The 15,938-nt window shown below is 59.5% G+C and carries 13 protein-coding genes; 7 read left to right on the top strand and 6 right to left on the bottom strand.

The window, feature by feature from the left end:
- Positions 1 to 4 precede the first annotated feature (4 nt).
- From E5180_RS13860 to E5180_RS13870, 3 genes are read right to left on the bottom strand one after another with little or no spacing between them, the layout of a single operon-like run.
- The gene (locus E5180_RS13860; protein ID WP_138924902.1) at positions 5 to 1,060 is read right to left on the bottom strand and encodes a saccharopine dehydrogenase; all 1,056 of its coding nucleotides are present in this window, start codon (positions 1,058 to 1,060) and stop codon (positions 5 to 7) included.
- A complete protein-coding gene (locus E5180_RS13865) occupies positions 1,057 to 1,677 on the bottom strand; it encodes a glutathione S-transferase family protein (protein WP_138925230.1) in 621 nt (206 codons plus the stop codon). Before E5180_RS13865 ends, E5180_RS13860 begins: the two co-directional genes overlap by 4 nt.
- Before the next feature lie 11 nt (positions 1,678 to 1,688).
- A complete protein-coding gene (locus tag E5180_RS13870) occupies positions 1,689 to 2,342 on the bottom strand; it encodes a histidine phosphatase family protein (RefSeq protein ID WP_138924903.1) in 654 nt (217 codons plus the stop codon).
- Between the two features lie 210 nt (positions 2,343 to 2,552).
- On the opposite strand from E5180_RS13870, the gene fdhF reads away from it, so the two are divergent.
- Positions 2,553 to 5,321 carry a formate dehydrogenase subunit alpha gene (gene fdhF / locus E5180_RS13875; RefSeq protein ID WP_138924904.1) on the top strand — a complete coding sequence of 923 codons (2,769 nt, stop codon included), beginning with the start codon at positions 2,553 to 2,555 and terminating at the stop codon, positions 5,319 to 5,321.
- A gap of 90 nt (positions 5,322 to 5,411) precedes the next feature.
- Here the strand turns inward: fdhF and E5180_RS13880 are convergent, their stop codons facing one another.
- The 3 genes from E5180_RS13880 to E5180_RS13890 all read right to left on the bottom strand — a co-directional run bounded on the left by E5180_RS13880 (position 5,412) and on the right by E5180_RS13890 (position 8,331).
- A complete protein-coding gene (locus E5180_RS13880; RefSeq protein ID WP_138924905.1) occupies positions 5,412 to 5,639 on the bottom strand; it encodes a WGR domain-containing protein in 228 nt (75 codons plus the stop codon).
- A gap of 83 nt (positions 5,640 to 5,722) precedes the next feature.
- Entirely contained in the window at positions 5,723 to 6,424 is a 702-nt protein-coding gene (locus E5180_RS13885) for a response regulator transcription factor (protein ID WP_138924906.1), read from the bottom strand.
- The gene (locus E5180_RS13890) at positions 6,421 to 8,331 is read right to left on the bottom strand and encodes a hybrid sensor histidine kinase/response regulator (protein ID WP_138925231.1); all 1,911 of its coding nucleotides are present in this window, start codon (positions 8,329 to 8,331) and stop codon (positions 6,421 to 6,423) included. The genes E5180_RS13885 and E5180_RS13890 overlap by 4 nt, the downstream gene beginning before the upstream one ends.
- 204 nt (positions 8,332 to 8,535) lie before the next feature.
- Here E5180_RS13890 and E5180_RS13895 point away from each other — a divergent pair, with 204 nt between their 5' ends.
- The 6 genes from E5180_RS13895 (at position 8,536) to E5180_RS13920 (ending at position 15,882) form a co-directional block, all read left to right on the top strand.
- Positions 8,536 to 10,506, top strand: coding sequence for an AMP-binding protein (locus tag E5180_RS13895; RefSeq protein ID WP_171048953.1), 1,971 nt, complete (start codon positions 8,536 to 8,538; stop codon positions 10,504 to 10,506).
- An 85-nt stretch (positions 10,507 to 10,591) separates the two neighbouring features.
- Positions 10,592 to 11,401: an ABC transporter ATP-binding protein gene (locus tag E5180_RS13900; protein ID WP_254700581.1), complete on the top strand. Its 810-nt coding sequence runs from the start codon at positions 10,592 to 10,594 to the stop codon at positions 11,399 to 11,401.
- Between the two features lie 35 nt (positions 11,402 to 11,436).
- Complete coding sequence (locus tag E5180_RS13905) at positions 11,437 to 12,426, top strand: branched-chain amino acid ABC transporter permease (RefSeq protein ID WP_005850184.1); 990 nt, start codon at positions 11,437 to 11,439, stop codon at positions 12,424 to 12,426.
- Between the two features lie 87 nt (positions 12,427 to 12,513).
- Positions 12,514 to 13,590 carry a branched-chain amino acid ABC transporter permease gene (locus tag E5180_RS13910; RefSeq protein WP_138924908.1) on the top strand — a complete coding sequence of 359 codons (1,077 nt, stop codon included), beginning with the start codon at positions 12,514 to 12,516 and terminating at the stop codon, positions 13,588 to 13,590.
- A 98-nt stretch (positions 13,591 to 13,688) separates the two neighbouring features.
- On the top strand, positions 13,689 to 14,969 hold the full coding sequence (locus E5180_RS13915; protein WP_138924909.1) for an ABC transporter substrate-binding protein: 1,281 nt from the start codon (positions 13,689 to 13,691) through the stop codon (positions 14,967 to 14,969).
- A 76-nt stretch (positions 14,970 to 15,045) separates the two neighbouring features.
- Positions 15,046 to 15,882, top strand: coding sequence for an ABC transporter ATP-binding protein (locus tag E5180_RS13920; RefSeq protein ID WP_138924910.1), 837 nt, complete (start codon positions 15,046 to 15,048; stop codon positions 15,880 to 15,882).
- Positions 15,883 to 15,938: the final 56 nt, after the last annotated feature.

The raw sequence follows: 15,938 nt of genomic DNA on the forward strand, positions 1-15,938 counted from the left end.
GGCATTACAGCTTTGCGCTATGCGTGGCGAAAACTGCGCGTGCACGCTGCCAGACAGGGGCATCATCATCGGCCAGCGCGGACAGCGTGGGCAGCAGCTGCGCGGCGTAGTCTTCAGAGCTTTCCAGCGGCAGCATCGATGGCAGGTTATCAATCGCGGTGACGTCCAGTGGCGGGGTATTGTGGACGCGCAAGGCAGGCTCTTGCCATGTTGTCGCACGGTCATAGATCGGCACCGGGTTGAAATCGCTATCGGGGTCGCAGGCGATATCCCCGATCACCCGCAGCGCCCGTGAGCTATCGAGCGCGCTTTTGGGCACAAAAACCGGCGTTTGAGGCCCCGCCAGAATGCAGTTGAAAAACAGCACGTGCTGCAAGATTTCCGGGAAGGGGCCGCCGTGAGCAGTTTCCTTCACGTCCCAACCGGTTACTTTGATGCCAAGGCGCGCGCATAAATCCGTCGCACCGCTGCCGACCCGACCAAGCGCGCCGATGACCAAAGCGTCCGGCACCTCGAGCCCGTCAATCTGTGCCGCAAGGTCGCGGGTCAGCGCGTCGGCGTCTGGATAAGGCGTGATCGCGGCGACGACCTTGTTGCGGGTTTGGGCTGCCCAGCATTTGACGGCCACCGCAGCACCCGCAAACCCTGCCCAATACCCAAAGGCGGCGACACGGCGACTGGAATTATCTGTTAGATATTCCAAATCCAGCAACATGCCGCCGCCAGCCTTGAAGCGTTGCAGCAGGATGCGCCCTGCCGATTGCCCTTTATAGGCGTGCCCGAACATGATGTGTCGATGGACCAGTGGCGTGCCGTTTTCGGGTAGCTCTTTCAGGCCAAAGATGATCGCATCAGCGGGGGCATCAGGCCAGCTGTTCTGGGGCGCGATGGCGCAGCCTGTGGCCTTGTAGCCGTCGGTTGCGATGACGCGGGTATCCGACGCTTCGACCGTGACGCGGAAACCCTGTTCCATCAGCGTCGAAACCCCTTTGGGCGTAATGCCCACGCGGGTTTCATTGTCGCGCTGTTCGGCACGGACCCAGAGATGTGGCGCGGTCATAGCATGCCTTTGTCTTTTACCGCGACGACACTGTCGCGGGCGGTCATCTGCTGCATGAACTCGGTGATCTTGGGGAAGGCCGCCGTCTCTACGCCGTCCCCCGCAAGCCAGTTGCACACGACGAACAGATACGGATCGGCGAGGCTGAAAGCGTCGCCCAATACATACGGTCCGCGCAGGATATCATTTTCGACAAAATCGGCGCAGGCGGCCATGGTCTCGGGCACCTGAGCGGTCATATCGTCAAAGCTTGACTGGTGCTTGGCCCACCGCGATCCGCGCATTTTGTGGGCGTGTGCGACATGCATGGTCGAGGCGAGGTAATACATCGCACTGCGCATCTGTGCCGCTGCGGTCGCGTCCGACGGGGACAGCCCTGCCTTGGGGGCGATGGCGGCGACATAATCAAGCAAGGCACCCGTTTCTGTCAGGATCGTATCATCCTCAAGGCGCAGCGCGGGGACGCGGCCCTTGGGGTTGATTGCCAGATAGTCGGGTTTTGTCTGCTCTGCCGTGGCGAAATCGACGCGCACCGCGCGATAGGGCAGGCCCGCTTCTTCGAGGGCGATCGCCACCGCAACAGAGATGGTTCCGGGCGTGTAATAAAGCGAAAGCATCATTTTACCTTTCAAATATGGGTCTGCGCGACGCGGCGTGCAGGCGTGTCCAGATGGGGCACCGCGTTGAACAACACCGGTGACCAATGGCCGCCGATGGGGAACAACCGGTGCATTGACGTGTGCATGATCGCCAGCGCAATGCGCGACATGGCCGGAATACCCAGCCCCATCGCCTGCGCCATCACCATAGAAATCAGCCCCCCCGACGTCACCACCAGCGCGGGACCGTCCCCGTCCGAGATTTCCTGGAGCACGGATTTGATGCGGCTTTCGAAGTTGGCGTAGCTTTCGGGCGGGTTTTCAAGCTGGTCGCTTTTCCACGTCTCGAACACCAACGGGAGGTGTTTGGTAAAGCCGCCCTGCTCGGTCGGAAAGGGGATGCCGTGCTGTTGCTCCATCATGGTGGCAAGCGTGAAATACTCAAGCTCGTTCAGCCGTGCATCGCGGACCGGTTCAAGCCCGGTGTTCATGCCTTCGGCGGTTTCTTTATGGCGCCGCAGCGTGCCGGTATAAAGCCGCGTATGATGCGTTTCCGACTGCCGCAGGTGATCGCCCAGCCACGCGGCCTGTTCATGACCAAGCGGGCTGAGCTTGTCATAACTGATTTCGTCTTTCGCTTGTGAATTTGCCTGACCGTGGCGGATAAGAGTAATGTGGGACATGGCGCGCCTTTTTCTGTTGCGCCATTGATAGGCAAGCCTTGCGCGGGTTGAAAGGCTGCCCGCACCTTGCGCAGGGATTTTTTGCCGCAGGCCCCCCGCGCCGCATATCGGAAACGCCGGTGGCGCAAAAACGGGGCAGGGTGTCGGGATTATGACTGCCGCCGCGCACATGCCCTGCCTATACTGCGGGACGGTACAGGAGGTTTCCACATGGCGAACAAGGTTAAATTCACGCTCGATGGCGAAACGGTCGAGGCCGATGCCGGGCTGACCATATGGGAAATCGCCAATGGTCGCGGGCTGAAAATCCCGCATCTGTGCTTTACGCCAGAGCCAGGGTATCGCCCTGACGGGAACTGCCGCGCCTGTATGGTCGAGATCGAAGGTGAGCGCGTTCTGGCTGCGTCTTGCCTGCGTGAACCAAGCGACGGCATGGTCGTGACCACCAACAATGCCCGCGCGGAAAATGCCCGCAAGATGGTGATGGAGCTGCTGGTTACAGATCAGCCCGCGCGTGAGGTGGCACATGATAAGTCCAGCCATCTGTGGGATATGGCCGAAATGGAAGGGGTTACAGCAAGCCGCTTTCCCAAGCTGGAAGAGGGGCGCATTCCGCTGCTGGACGACAGCCATGTCGCAATGCGGGTCAATCTTGATGCCTGTATCCAGTGCAATTTGTGTGTGCGTGCGTGCCGCGAGGTGCAGGTCAACGACGTGATCGGCATGGCCGGTCGGGGGCAGGACAGTTATCCGGTGTTCGACATGGCCGACCCGATGGGCGCGTCCTCTTGTGTGGCATGCGGCGAATGTGTGCAGGCCTGCCCCACCGGAGCCCTGATGGAAGCGACGGTACTGGACGCTGATCAGGTCGGCGACAGTGCGGATTTCGACAGCGAGGTCGACAGCATCTGCCCGTTCTGCGGTGTCGGCTGTCAGGTGTCGCTCAAGGTTAAGGACGGCAAAATCAAATACGTCGATGGGATCAATGGCCCCGCGAACGAGGGGCGGCTGTGCGTCAAAGGGCGCTTTGGCTTCGACTATAACCACCACCCGCACCGGCTGACCAAACCGCTGATCCGTCGCAAGGATGCACCACCCAAAGGGCTGAATGTCGATCCCGGCAACTGGCAAACCCACTTCCGCGAAGCGACCTGGGACGAAGCGCTGGATTTTGCCGCGGGTGGCATGAAAAAGATCGGCGGCACGGGCGTGGCGGGCTTTGGGTCGGCGAAATGCACGAACGAGGAAGCCTACCTGTTTCAAAAGATCATCCGTCAGGGTTTTGGTCATAACAACGTCGACCACTGCACGCGGCTTTGCCATGCATCGTCCGTGGCAGCACTGATGGAGAACGTCGGTTCGGGGGCCGTTACCGCGACCTTCAACCAGATCGAAAACGCCGATGTAGCGATTGTGATCGGGGCGAATCCGACCGAGAACCACCCCGTCGCGGCGACGTTCTTTAAGCAATTTGCCAAGCGCGGCGGCAAGCTGATCGTGATGGACCCGCGCGGGCAAGCGCTTAAACGTCATGCATCGCATATGCTGCAATTCCGCCCCGGCACCGATGTGTCGATGTTAAACGCGATCATGCATGTGATCGTCGAGGAAAAGCTGTTCGATCAACAGTATATCGAGGCTTACACCGAAAACTGGGAAATCGAGAAAGCCCACCTGAAAACCTTTACCCCCGAGAAAATGTCCAAGATTTGCGGTATTGAGCCTGAGGTCCTGCGCGATGTGGCGCGGACCTTTGCGGGGGCCAATGCGGCGATGATCTTTTGGGGCATGGGCATCTCGCAGCACATCCACGGCACCGATAATTCGCGCTGCCTGATCTCGCTCGCGCTGATGACGGGGCAGATCGGTCGGCCCGGTGCGGGGCTACACCCGTTGCGGGGGCAGAACAACGTGCAGGGCGCGTCTGATGCGGGGCTGATCCCGATGTTCCTGCCCGATTACCAGCCGGTGTCTGACGACGGCGTGCGGTCTGCCTTTACCGATGTGTGGCAAAGCAGCGATTTCAGCAATCAGAAGGGTCTTACCGTGACCGAAATCATGGACGCGGTGTATGATGGCGACATCCGCAGCCTATATGTTCTGGGTGAGAACCCCGCCATGTCCGACCCCGATGTGGAACATGCCCGCGATGCGCTGGCCAAGCTTGATCATCTCGTGGTGCAGGATATCTTTTTGACCGAAACCGCGAACTTTGCCGACGTGATCCTGCCCGCCAGCGCCTTTGCCGAGAAATCCGGCACTGTGACCAACACCAACCGTCAGGTGCAAATGGGCCGCCCGGCCGTGCCGCCGCCGGGCGACGCGAAAGAAGACTGGTGGATAGAGGTCGAACTGGCGAAACGTCTGGGGCTAGGGTGGACCTATACCGACCCGAGCGAGGTCTTCGCCGAGATGAAGCTGAACATGTCGTCGCTGAATAACATCACATGGAACCGTCTAGAGAGCGAAGGGGCCGTGACCTATCCCTCGACCAGTCCCACTGATCCGGGGCAGGCGATTGTCTTTGCCGACGGGTTCCCGCGGCAAGACGGGCGCGCACGGTTCACGCCTGCCAGCATTATCGCACCTGATGATGCGCCCGACGAAGACTATCCGATGATCCTGACCACAGGGCGCCAGCTGGAGCATTGGCACACGGGGTCAATGACACGGCGGTCCCATGTGCTGGACGGGTTGGAGCCCGAGGCGAACTGTTCGCTGCACCCGTCGACGCTGCGCAAGCTGGGGGTGCAGCCGGGGGCGTATATCCGTCTGACGACAAAGCGTGGGTCGATCGAGCTGATGGCGCGCGAAGACCGCGCCGTGTCGCCCGATATGGTTTTTCTGCCCTTCGCTTATGTCGAAGCCGCGGCGAATATCCTGACCAATCCGGCGGTTGACCCCTATGGGAAAATCCCCGAGTTCAAATTCTCTGCCGTGAAAGTAGAGGCCGCGACAGTCCCCCAACCCGCAGAGTAACCCTGCAGATCAACCCCAACCTTTTGCGCGACCACAATATCGCGTGAGACGTTGGGGCAGATGCCGGCCCGGGTCGGCACCCATTTGGGATCAGTGGCGTAGATACCCGCGGCGTTCAGCACGGTTGCGATAGCGATCGGCCATTTTTGACGCCTCGCGCAGGTTGCCGAAACACTGGATGACCGCTTTGGGTTGTCCGCCGGCCACACCCCATTCGCGCAGTACGGATACTTCGCTGAAAAGGTTCATCGCGATTTCCACGCGGTAGAACAGCCGTCGGTGGGCAGCGTTGGTCCGGTAGAGCAAACATTCGATCATCGGTGGAAACTAACGGGCCACAGGGCAGGCGCGCAATACCAAGGTTCGTGCGGTCGCTAAAAAGATGGGACATGAACGGGGTGTCAGCTCCATGTGACGTCGCCCAGAAAGATATAGCCCGCCCCATAGATCGTCTTGATAAGCTGGGGGTTCTTGGGGTCTTCGCGCAGCTTGGTACGCAAACGAGAGATGCGGACATCCATCGCCCTGTCAAAGCTTTCAGAGGCGACGCCGCCCAAGCTTGATTGCATCTGTGCGCGGCTCAGCAGGCGTTTGGGCGCGTCGAGAAACAGGCGCAGGACCTCCCCCTCGGCATGGGAAAACGGGATTTCGGCACCGGTATCATCCTCCAGCGTATAGCGGTCGAAATGCGCTTTCCACCCGCTGAACGCCGCGACCGTGCCTGCCTGGGGCGACGGCTTGGCGCTGCGCAGGCGGGCGCGGATACGGGCGACGACTTCGGCAGGATCAAAGGGTTTGATGATATAATCATCGGCCCCAAGCTCCAGCCCCGTGACGCGGTCCTGCACCTGGGCGCGGCCCGAGATGATGATAACAATCGCGCCCTGTTCCAACGCGAGACGGTGCACCAGCGTCAGCCCGTCGGAATCCGGCAGGGACAGGTCGACAAGGCAAACGTCGGGGGTGTGGGTCGCCAAGGCGGCCTCGAACGCGCGGGCGCGGCCGAACGAGAGCGTGTCAAAGCCCGCTTCCTCCAGCGCGTCAGCCAGCAGCGTGCGGATTTCGGGTTCATCGTCCAGTATGGTGACAAGGGGGCGGGTCATTGGGCGGCGATCTCTTTTGGGGCAATCAATGCGGTCAGGTCCGCGGCTTCGAACGGTTTGCGCAACACGGGTGCGAGGGCTTGCGCCTCTAGGAACTGGGCGTCATCGGGCGGCAGCGAGGTCATCAGCACCAGTGGCGGCGCGTCGGGTGGTAGCCGTTTGGCAAGGTCCAGCCCTGTCGCCTCGCCGACAAGCTGGATGTCAGACAGGATCAGCGCGATATCGGGCAGATCGGCGAGCAGCGCGGTCGCTTCGTCCGCGCTGGCAGCTTCGATCACGGAATGGCCGAGGCCCATCAGCATATCCCGCACCAGAGCGCGCAGATCATCGGCGTCTTCGACCAGCAACACCAGCCCGGTGGTGGCGGTAACTGCAGGGCGATAGGGGAGGCGCATGGTCACCTGAGCGCCCTTGGTGGTGTTGCCAAGCCGCAAGTCGCCCCCCGCCGATTTCACCATGTCATAGACCATCGGCAGCCCCAGTCCCGATCCTTCGGCCCCTTTGGTCGTAAAAAACGGGTCGAACCCGTGTTCAAGCGCCATGGGCGAAAAGCCGGGGCCGGTGTCGAGCAAGACCCATTCGATCCAGGTATCATGGACCTGGCGCACCTCAAGCGAGATGGCCCCCGCGGCCCCGCAGGCATCGCGGGCGTTCAGGATCAGGTTCAACAGCCCGTCCTGCACCAGCCCGCTATCCAGTAGAACAGGCGCGTCGACCATCTGGCTGTCGATGCTCAGCGTCATTCCCTTGGGCAGGGTAGGCCGCGCGATCAGGGACAGATCCTCAAGCAGCCGCGGGATATGTGTTGCGGTCGGGCGCAGCGTGCGCGCCCCCGTCATATCCGCAATAGAGCTGAGCAAGGTGCCACCCCGACGCGCGGCTGCAAGGGTGCCCTCGATCAACGGGGCGGCTTCAGCCGGTTGGCCATCAAGTCGCCCAAGCCGTGATTGCAGGCCAAGGATGATGGTCAGCAGGTTGGAAAAATCATGCGCCAGCCCAGAGATCACCTGCGCTGCGATCTCGCGTCGTCGGGTCTGTTGCAGGGCGACACGGTTTTGGGTTTCTTCGGTCACATCCATCGACAGGATATAGACACCGCCATGGGTATCAGGGGTAAAGGCCCCCCGGATGCGGCGGGCGCTAAGGTCGTCGGTAAATTCGATCACCGACGGTTTCCCAGCGAGCGCCTGGACCAGCGACGGGGCGACGCATTCATAGGCCTGCTGGCCCAGAACGTCGGCGATATGGTTGCCGATCAGGTCAGCGCGGCGGCCCGGCATGACAGAGGCGAGCCGCCGGTTGGTATAGGTATAGCGTGCGTTTGCATCGACATGCGCAATATGGGCTGGCATCATTTCGGTCGTGAGACGGGACCGCGCCTCTGACAAGGTCAGCTGGCGTTTCGCTTCCTCCAGCGCGGTGTTCATGGCGGCAAGTTCGCGGTTGGTCGCCGACAGCTCTTCGGCGTGGGCCAACACCTGCCCCGACAGCGCGTCCGACCGCGCGCGCAGCAGGGCCTCATGCTGTTTGGTACGGGTAATATCGGTATAGACGGTGACCCATCCACCTTGGGGCAGCGGGGACCCTTCGACCGAAATGGTACGCCCGTTCGCGCGGGTGCGTTCCATATAATGCGGTTCAAACGCGCGGGCCTGTTCCACGCGTTCCGCCACAAACGGCCCCACATCGTCCACGTCGCCGTATTCCCCTGACTGCGCCAGCAGCGTGATCGTTTCCTGAAAGCTGGCACCGGGTGTCACAAGCGCTGTGGGCAGGTTGAACATCTGCTGGAACGGCGCGTTGCAAAGCACCAGCCGCAAATCGGCGTCATAGATTGTCAGTGCCTGCGCGATCAGGTTCAGCCCCGCAGCCGTCATGAGTTTCGTCTGATTATCGTCAATCTGCATCCGGCCGCCCCCCGCGTCAGACTGCACCATCGCCACCGTGCCGCCAAGCGCAACCTGTGAAATCACGCCTGTTACAATTCGTTAGGATTGAGAAATCATTAGGTAAAAGTTGACGTAGAGCATCGGGTCAACATCATGGTGCGACATCAGAATCGCACCAGCGATCGACCTGCCGAAAAAGAGCAGGGTTTGGGAGGAAGACATTTGGCTCACACGCTCGTGAGCGCCGACGGACCGCAATCGGTTCCGGCGCTGCTGCATCGTAATGCAACGCAATTTGCGAACGCACCCGCGTATCGCGAAAAAGAATATGGCATCTGGCAAAGCTGGACCTGGTCGCAGACCCGCGACGAGGTCGAAGCGCTTGCGCTTGGCTTGCTGGAACTTGGCGCGAACGAAGGCGATTTTATCGCCATCATCGGTCGCAACCGCCCCTATCTCTATTGGGCCATGATGGCCGCAGAGATGGTTGGCGCGGTGCCGGTGCCGCTGTATCAGGATGCCAACGCAGAAGAGATGGCCTATGTACTGGACCATTGCGGCGCACGGTTTGCCGTCGTGGGCGACCAGGAACAGGTCGACAAGGTGCTGGACGTTCAAGACCAGCTGACCCAGTTCGAACGCATGATCTATCTCGATCCACGCGGCTTGCGCAAATACGATCACGCCGCGCTGGACCAATATAGCGCCGTCCAAGACATGGGCCGCAAGGCACGCGATAAACACATCAAAGAGCTTGAGGCACGTCAGGCCAAGCTGGATTACGACAGCACGGGCGTCATGCTTTATACCTCAGGCACCACGGGCAAGCCCAAGGGCGTGGTGCTGAGCAACCGCAACATTATCGAGACAGCCAAATCTTCCTCTGTCTTCGACAAGTTGCGCCAGACCGACGATATTCTGGCCTACCTGCCGATGGCTTGGGTGGGGGATTTCATCTTTTCCGTAGGTCAGGCGCTGTGGACAGGGTTTTGCACGAACTGCCCTGAATCGGCTGATACGATGCATGTTGATTTGCGCGAGATCGGCCCGACCTACTACTTTGCCCCGCCCCGCGTATTTGAAACCCAGCTGACATCGGTGATGATCCGCATGGAGGACGCAAGCCGGTTCAAAAAGTGGCTGTTTGATAAATTCATGTCCCATGCGCGCAGGGTTGGCCCCGCGATTCTGGATGGTAAATCCGTCGGTGCGATGGACCGCGCGAAATATGCCTTGGGCGAGTTGATGATCTATGGCCCGCTGAAAAACACGCTGGGCCTCAGCCGCGTGCGCGTCGGCTATACCGCGGGCGAGGCGATCGGGCCCGAGATTTTCGATTTCTATCGCTCGCTCGGGATCAACTTGAAACAGCTTTACGGACAAACAGAGGCGACGGTGTTTATTACCGCGCAGCCGGACGGCGAAGTGCGTAGTGACACGGTTGGTGTGACCTGCCCAGGCGTGGAGCTAAAGATCGCCGAAAATGGCGAAGTGTTCTACCGCAGCCCCGGCGTTTTCGTCGAGTATTACAAAAACCCCGAAAGCACCGCCGATACCAAGGATGCCGAAGGTTGGGTCGCGACCGGTGACGCTGGCTTTATCGAGGAAAGCTCGGGCCATCTGCGCATTATCGACCGCGCCAAGGATGTGGGCAAAATGGCCGATGGAAGCCTGTTTGCGCCGAAATATGTGGAAAACAAGCTCAAGTTCTTTCCCAATGTCCTGGAGGCCGTGGTTTTCGGCAACGGGCGCGACGCCTGCACCGCCTTTATCAATATCGACCTGACAGCGGTCGGAAGCTGGGCGGAGCGCAACAACATTGGCTATGCGTCCTATCAAGAACTGGCGCGGCATCCCCAAGTAATGGACACGATCCAGAGCCATGTGGAAGAGGTCAACGCCTCTATCGCCGAGGATGAAATGCTGTCGGGCTGTCAGGTGCATCGCTTTGTCGTGCTGCACAAAGAGCTTGATGCCGACGACGGAGAGTTGACGCGCACGCGCAAAGTGCGGCGCAAAGTCATCGGCGAGAAGTTCGCCGACATCATCGCCGCACTTTACGACGGGTCGCCTTCGGTCAGCACGGTCACCGAAGTAACCTATGAAGACGGGCGCAAGGGGTCGATCGCGGCTACGCTTGAGGTGCGCGACGCCAAGGTGTTCGCAGACACCCGCAAGATGGCCGCGCAATGAGCATGACATCAAACGGATCATGCGGGCGCTGCGGTTGCGCAGTGGATTTTAAGACCATTTGGAAGGGGGCTGCGGCGTGAAAGATATGACCGACGGCTATGTCACAGCGGATGGGCGCCAGATTGGCCCCGTTGTGATGGAAATGAAAAACATCACCCTGCGGTTCGGTGGGGTAGAGGCGATCAAGGATATCTCCTTCGATATCCGTCAGGGCGAAATCCGCGCCATCATCGGCCCGAACGGCGCGGGCAAGTCATCCATGCTGAACGTGATCAGCGGGTTCTATGTGCCGCAAGAAGGCGAGGTCTGGTACAAAGGTGCCCCACGTCCGTCGATGAAACCGTTCGAGGTGGCGCAGCAAGGCATCGCACGCACGTTCCAGAACATCGCCTTGTTCGAGGGGATGTCGGTGCTGGACAACGTCATGACGGGGCGTTTGACCAATATGAAGACCGGCATGTTCTGGCAGTCGATCTGGAAGGGCAAGGCAGAGCGCGAAGAGACCGCGAACCGCGAAGTGGCCGAAAAGATCATCGACTTCCTTGAGATTCAGGCGATCCGCAAGACGCCGGTGTCGCGGCTGTCTTATGGTTTGAAGAAGCGGGTTGAACTGGCGCGCGCGCTGGCTGCTGAGCCGTCAATCCTGCTGCTGGACGAACCGATGGCGGGGATGAACGTCGAGGAAAAAGAGGACATGAGCCGCTTTATTCTGGATGTGAACGATGAATTTGGCACGACGATTGCCCTGATCGAACACGACATGGGCGTTGTGATGGACCTGAGCGACCGCGTAGTCGTGATGGATTACGGCAAGAAGATCGGCGACGGCACCCCAAGCGAGGTGCGCAACAATCAAGACGTGATCGACGCGTACCTGGGGGTTGCCCATGACTGATTTTGCCACTGGTTTTGCGATGAGGAGGGTCTGATATGCCTGAGCAACTGGCCTTTACAATCGAGGTGTTCCTGAACGGTCTGATGGCGGGCGTGCTGTATGCACTGGTCGCGTTGGGGTTTGTTCTGATCTACAAAGCCTCGGGAATTTTCAACTATGCCCAAGGGGTGATGGCGCTGTTCGCGGCTCTGACCCTTGCCGGGATCATCGACGGGCAGGTGCCGTTCAGCCATCTGATCAACGCGATCTTGGGCACGGATATCCACCATTTCGGATGGCATGTACCGGCGTTCCTTGCGATCTTGCTGACCATGGTGGTGATGATCGGTCTGGCTTATGCGGTCCAGCGGTTGGTGTTTCGCCATCTGGTCGGGCAAGAGCCGATCATCCTGTTCATGGCGACCATCGGTCTGGCCTATTTCCTTGAAGGGGTGGGCGATCTGATGTGGGGGTCTGACATCAAATCTATGGATGTGGGCCTGCCGCAGGGTTTGAACACCTGGATCGACGACACCACCTTTAACGCCTTTGGCTACGGGTTCTTCATCGATAATCTGGATATCGTAGCCAGCATTATCGCCGCGTTGCTGGTGATCGGGCTGGTGATGTTTGCGCAATACACCAAACAGGGCCGCGCCATGCGCGCTGTGGCGGATGACCACCAAGCGGCTTTGTCGGTCGGCGTGTCGCTGAACTTTATCTGGATCCTCGTGTGGTCGTTGGCGGGCTTTGTCGCACTGGTGGCAGGCATCATGTGGGGCACGAAATCGGGGGTTCAATTCTCGCTCTCGCTGATCGCGCTCAAGGCGTTGCCGGTGCTGATGCTGGGGGGGTTCACCTCTATTCCCGGTGCCATCGTGGGCGGCTTGATCATCGGTGTGGGTGAGAAACTGTTCGAATTCCTGATTGGAGCGCCTTTCCTTGGCGGTGCGACTGAGAACTGGTTTGCCTACATGTTGGCGCTGATCTTTCTGGTGTTCCGTCCGCAAGGCTTGTTCGGGGAGAAGATCATTGAGCGTGTGTAGTTTTGGCAACTCCCTGACTGGGGCTTTGCCAATGTGTAGGGTTCGGGCCCCAGGATTTAAAACCATTTGGAATGAGGGGCGCATCTGATGCTTTATCGTGAATCAGGGGATTTCAGCTCCACCTATGCGGAAGACAGCCAGACGTTTCCGATCAAGTTTGACCGGTATCGCTATTACTTTGTGCTGTTCATCGCCATCGCGGTGATCCCGTTTATGATCAACGACTACTGGGTGAACTCGCTGTTCCTGCCGTTCCTGATCTACGCCATCGCGGCGATCGGGTTGAATATCCTGGTGGGCTATTGCGGACAGGTCAGTCTGGGGACCGGCGGCTTTATGGCTGTGGGGGCCTATGCCTGCTACAAGTTCATGACGGCTTTTCCCGAAGTCAGCATGCTGGTGCATGTGCTGCTGTCGGGTCTGGTCACGGCCTGTGTCGGCGTGTTGTTCGGCCTGCCGTCACTGCGGATCAAAGGGTTCTATCTGGCTGTGGCCACGTTGGCGGCGCAGTTTTTTCTGGTGTGGCTCTTTAACCGTGTGCCGTGGTTCTACAACTACTCTGCCTCGGGCCAGATCAGTGCGCCTGAACGGACCTTTTTCGGGATCGAGGTCACGGGCCCGAATACCGAAGCTTGGGCGACCTATCTGTTTTGCCTGATGTTCGTGATTTTCAGTGCCTATGTGGCGCGGAACCTGACCCGCGGGTCGGTGGGGCGCAAATGGATGGCGATCCGTGACATGGATATCGCCGCCGAGATCATCGGGGTGAACCCACTGCGGGCAAAACTGACGGCCTTTGCGGTCAGCTCGTTCTTTATCGGTATCTCGGGTGCGTTGTTCTTTTCTGTCTATTTGGGCGCGGTCGAGGTCGGCGAAGTCTTTGGTATCCAGAAATCATTCCTTGTGCTCTTTATGATCATCATCGGCGGGCTGGGGTCGATCTTTGGCAGCTTTGCCGGGGCCGCGTTCCTCGTGCTCTTGCCTGTGGCCCTGAAAATCGTGGGTGTCGACTGGCTGGGTTGGCCGACGGATATCGTGGCGCACTTGCAGCTTGTGATTGTGGGCGGGTTGATCATCATCTTCTTGATCGCGGAACCGCACGGGCTGGCGCAACTGTGGCGCGTCGCCAAGGAAAAACTGAGATTGTGGCCCTTCCCGCACTAGCGGGGGGCGGCATGGCCAACGGGGGAGGAGACCCAAGGCCGAAGAAGACGACCGGGACAACCCGGCAAGATCGGATACATCCAAGGGAGGAAACACCGATGAAACTGAAGATGACTACGTTGGCGCTAGGCGCTGCTCTGGCTGCGGGCCCCGCAATGGCAGAGCTTGTATTCCCGTCGCTCAGCTATCGCACGGGCCCCTATGCGGCGAATGGCATTCCGTTTGCCGACGGCTATGCGGATTATTTTACGCTGCTGAACGAACGTGACGGCGGCATCGGTGGTGAACCGATCCGGATGATCGAATGCGAAACCGGCTATAACACCGAAAAAGGTGTGGAATGCTATGAAAGCACCAAGGGCGAAGGCGCGTTGGTCTATCAGCCGCTGTCTACTGGCATCACCTACCAGCTGATCCCTAAAGCTACGGCAGACGGCATTCCTGTCCACTCGATGGGCTATGGCCGCACATCGGCCAAAGACGGGTCAGTCTTTAGCAACATCTTTAATTACCCCGCGAACTACTGGGACGGCGCATCGGTCGCGATCAAGCACTTGCTGGATCTGAACGGTGGCAGCCTTGAGGGTAAGAAGATCGCGCTGGTCTATCACAACTCTGCCTACGGCAAAGAGCCTATCCGCACGCTGGAAGAGCTTGGCAAAAAGCACGGGTTCGAACTTTCGCTGTTGCCCGTTGACCACCCCGGTCAGGAACAGAAATCCCAGTGGTTGCAGATCCGTCGTGAAAAGCCGGACAACGTGATCATGTACGGTTGGGGCGTGATGAATCAGGTCGCCGTCCAAGAGGCCGCGAACATCCGCTATCCGATGGATCAGTTCATCGGCATCTGGTGGTCCGGTTCTGAAAACGACGTGCGTCCAGCAGGCGAAAAAGCCAACGGCTACAAGGCGCTGACCTTCCACAATGTGGGCGATGACTTCCCCGTCTTCGACGACATCCAGAAGTTTGTTGTTGATGCAGGTAAAGCGGCAGGCGCGGGCGACCAGATCGGGACCGCTTTGTATAACCGTGGTCTTTATGCGGCGATGCTGGCGGCTGAAGCTGCCAAAACGGCACAGGGCATTCACGACACCAAGGCGCTGACACCGGCGCAGATGCGTGATGGCATGGAGGCACTGGAAATCACCGAAGCCAAAATGGCGGATCTGGGTCTGCCCAACTTCGGGCCGGAGTTCACCGTGTCGTGCGAAAACCATGGCGGCAACGGCTTTGGTGCTGTGGCGCAATGGGATGCAGCGGCCGACAGCTGGAGCCTGATCACTGACTATATCCAGTCGGACCAAGACGTGCTGGCCCCGCTGGTCACCGAAGATGCGCAGGCCTTTGCAGCAGAATCCGGTATCGAACCCAGCTGCTAAACGCAGCCATTAAACAAGGGCGCGGCGGCAGTGCTGCCGCGTCCGATCCCCACGTCACCTAGTGAAAGAGACACCCATGCTGGATGCCACCCCAACGCCCGACGCGCAGGTCGAGACCCTTCTTGAGGTCAATAATATCGAGGTGATCTACAACTCGGTCATTCTGGTGCTAAAGGGCGTGAGCCTGAAGGTGCCCAAGGGCGGTATCACGGCCTTGTTGGGCGGCAATGGCGCGGGCAAGACGACGACGCTCAAGGCGGTCTCCAACCTTCTGCATTCAGAACGCGGCGAGGTTACCAAAGGGTCGATCAAATACCGCAACGAGCCGGTCCATAACTCGGGCCCTGCAGATATGGTGAAACGCGGTGTCGTGCAGGTAATGGAGGGGCGTCACTGTTTCGAGCACCTCACCATCGAAGAGAACCTGCTGACCGGTGCCTATACCCGCAGCGACGGCAAGGCGGCCATCGCGCGTGATCTAGAGATGGTCTATGAATATTTCCCGCGGCTGCGCGAACGGCGCAAATCGCAGGCGGGCTATACCTCGGGCGGGGAACAGCAGATGTGTGCGATCGGTCGCGCCTTGATGTCGCGCCCCGAAACGATCCTGCTGGACGAGCCGTCGATGGGCCTTGCACCGCAGCTGGTTGAGCAGATTTTCGAGATCGTCAAATCGGTGAACGAAAACGAAGGCGTAACGTTCTTGCTGGCCGAGCAAAACACCAACGTCGCGCTGCGCTTTGCGCACTATGGCTATATTCTGGAATCCGGTCGCGTCGTAATGGACGGCCCTGCTGCGGATCTGCGCGAGAACCAGGACGTTAAGGAATTTTACCTTGGCATGTCGGACGACGGGCGCAAATCGTTCCGCGATGTGCGCAGCTACCGTCGCCGCAAACGCTGGCTCAGCTGATCTAGCGCACGCCTCACGACCCTTCCATTTCCTGATCACCCAAATGAATTGCGAGC

Source organism: Sulfitobacter sp. BSw21498 (assembly GCF_006064855.1).
GTDB lineage: Bacteria > Pseudomonadota > Alphaproteobacteria > Rhodobacterales > Rhodobacteraceae > Sulfitobacter.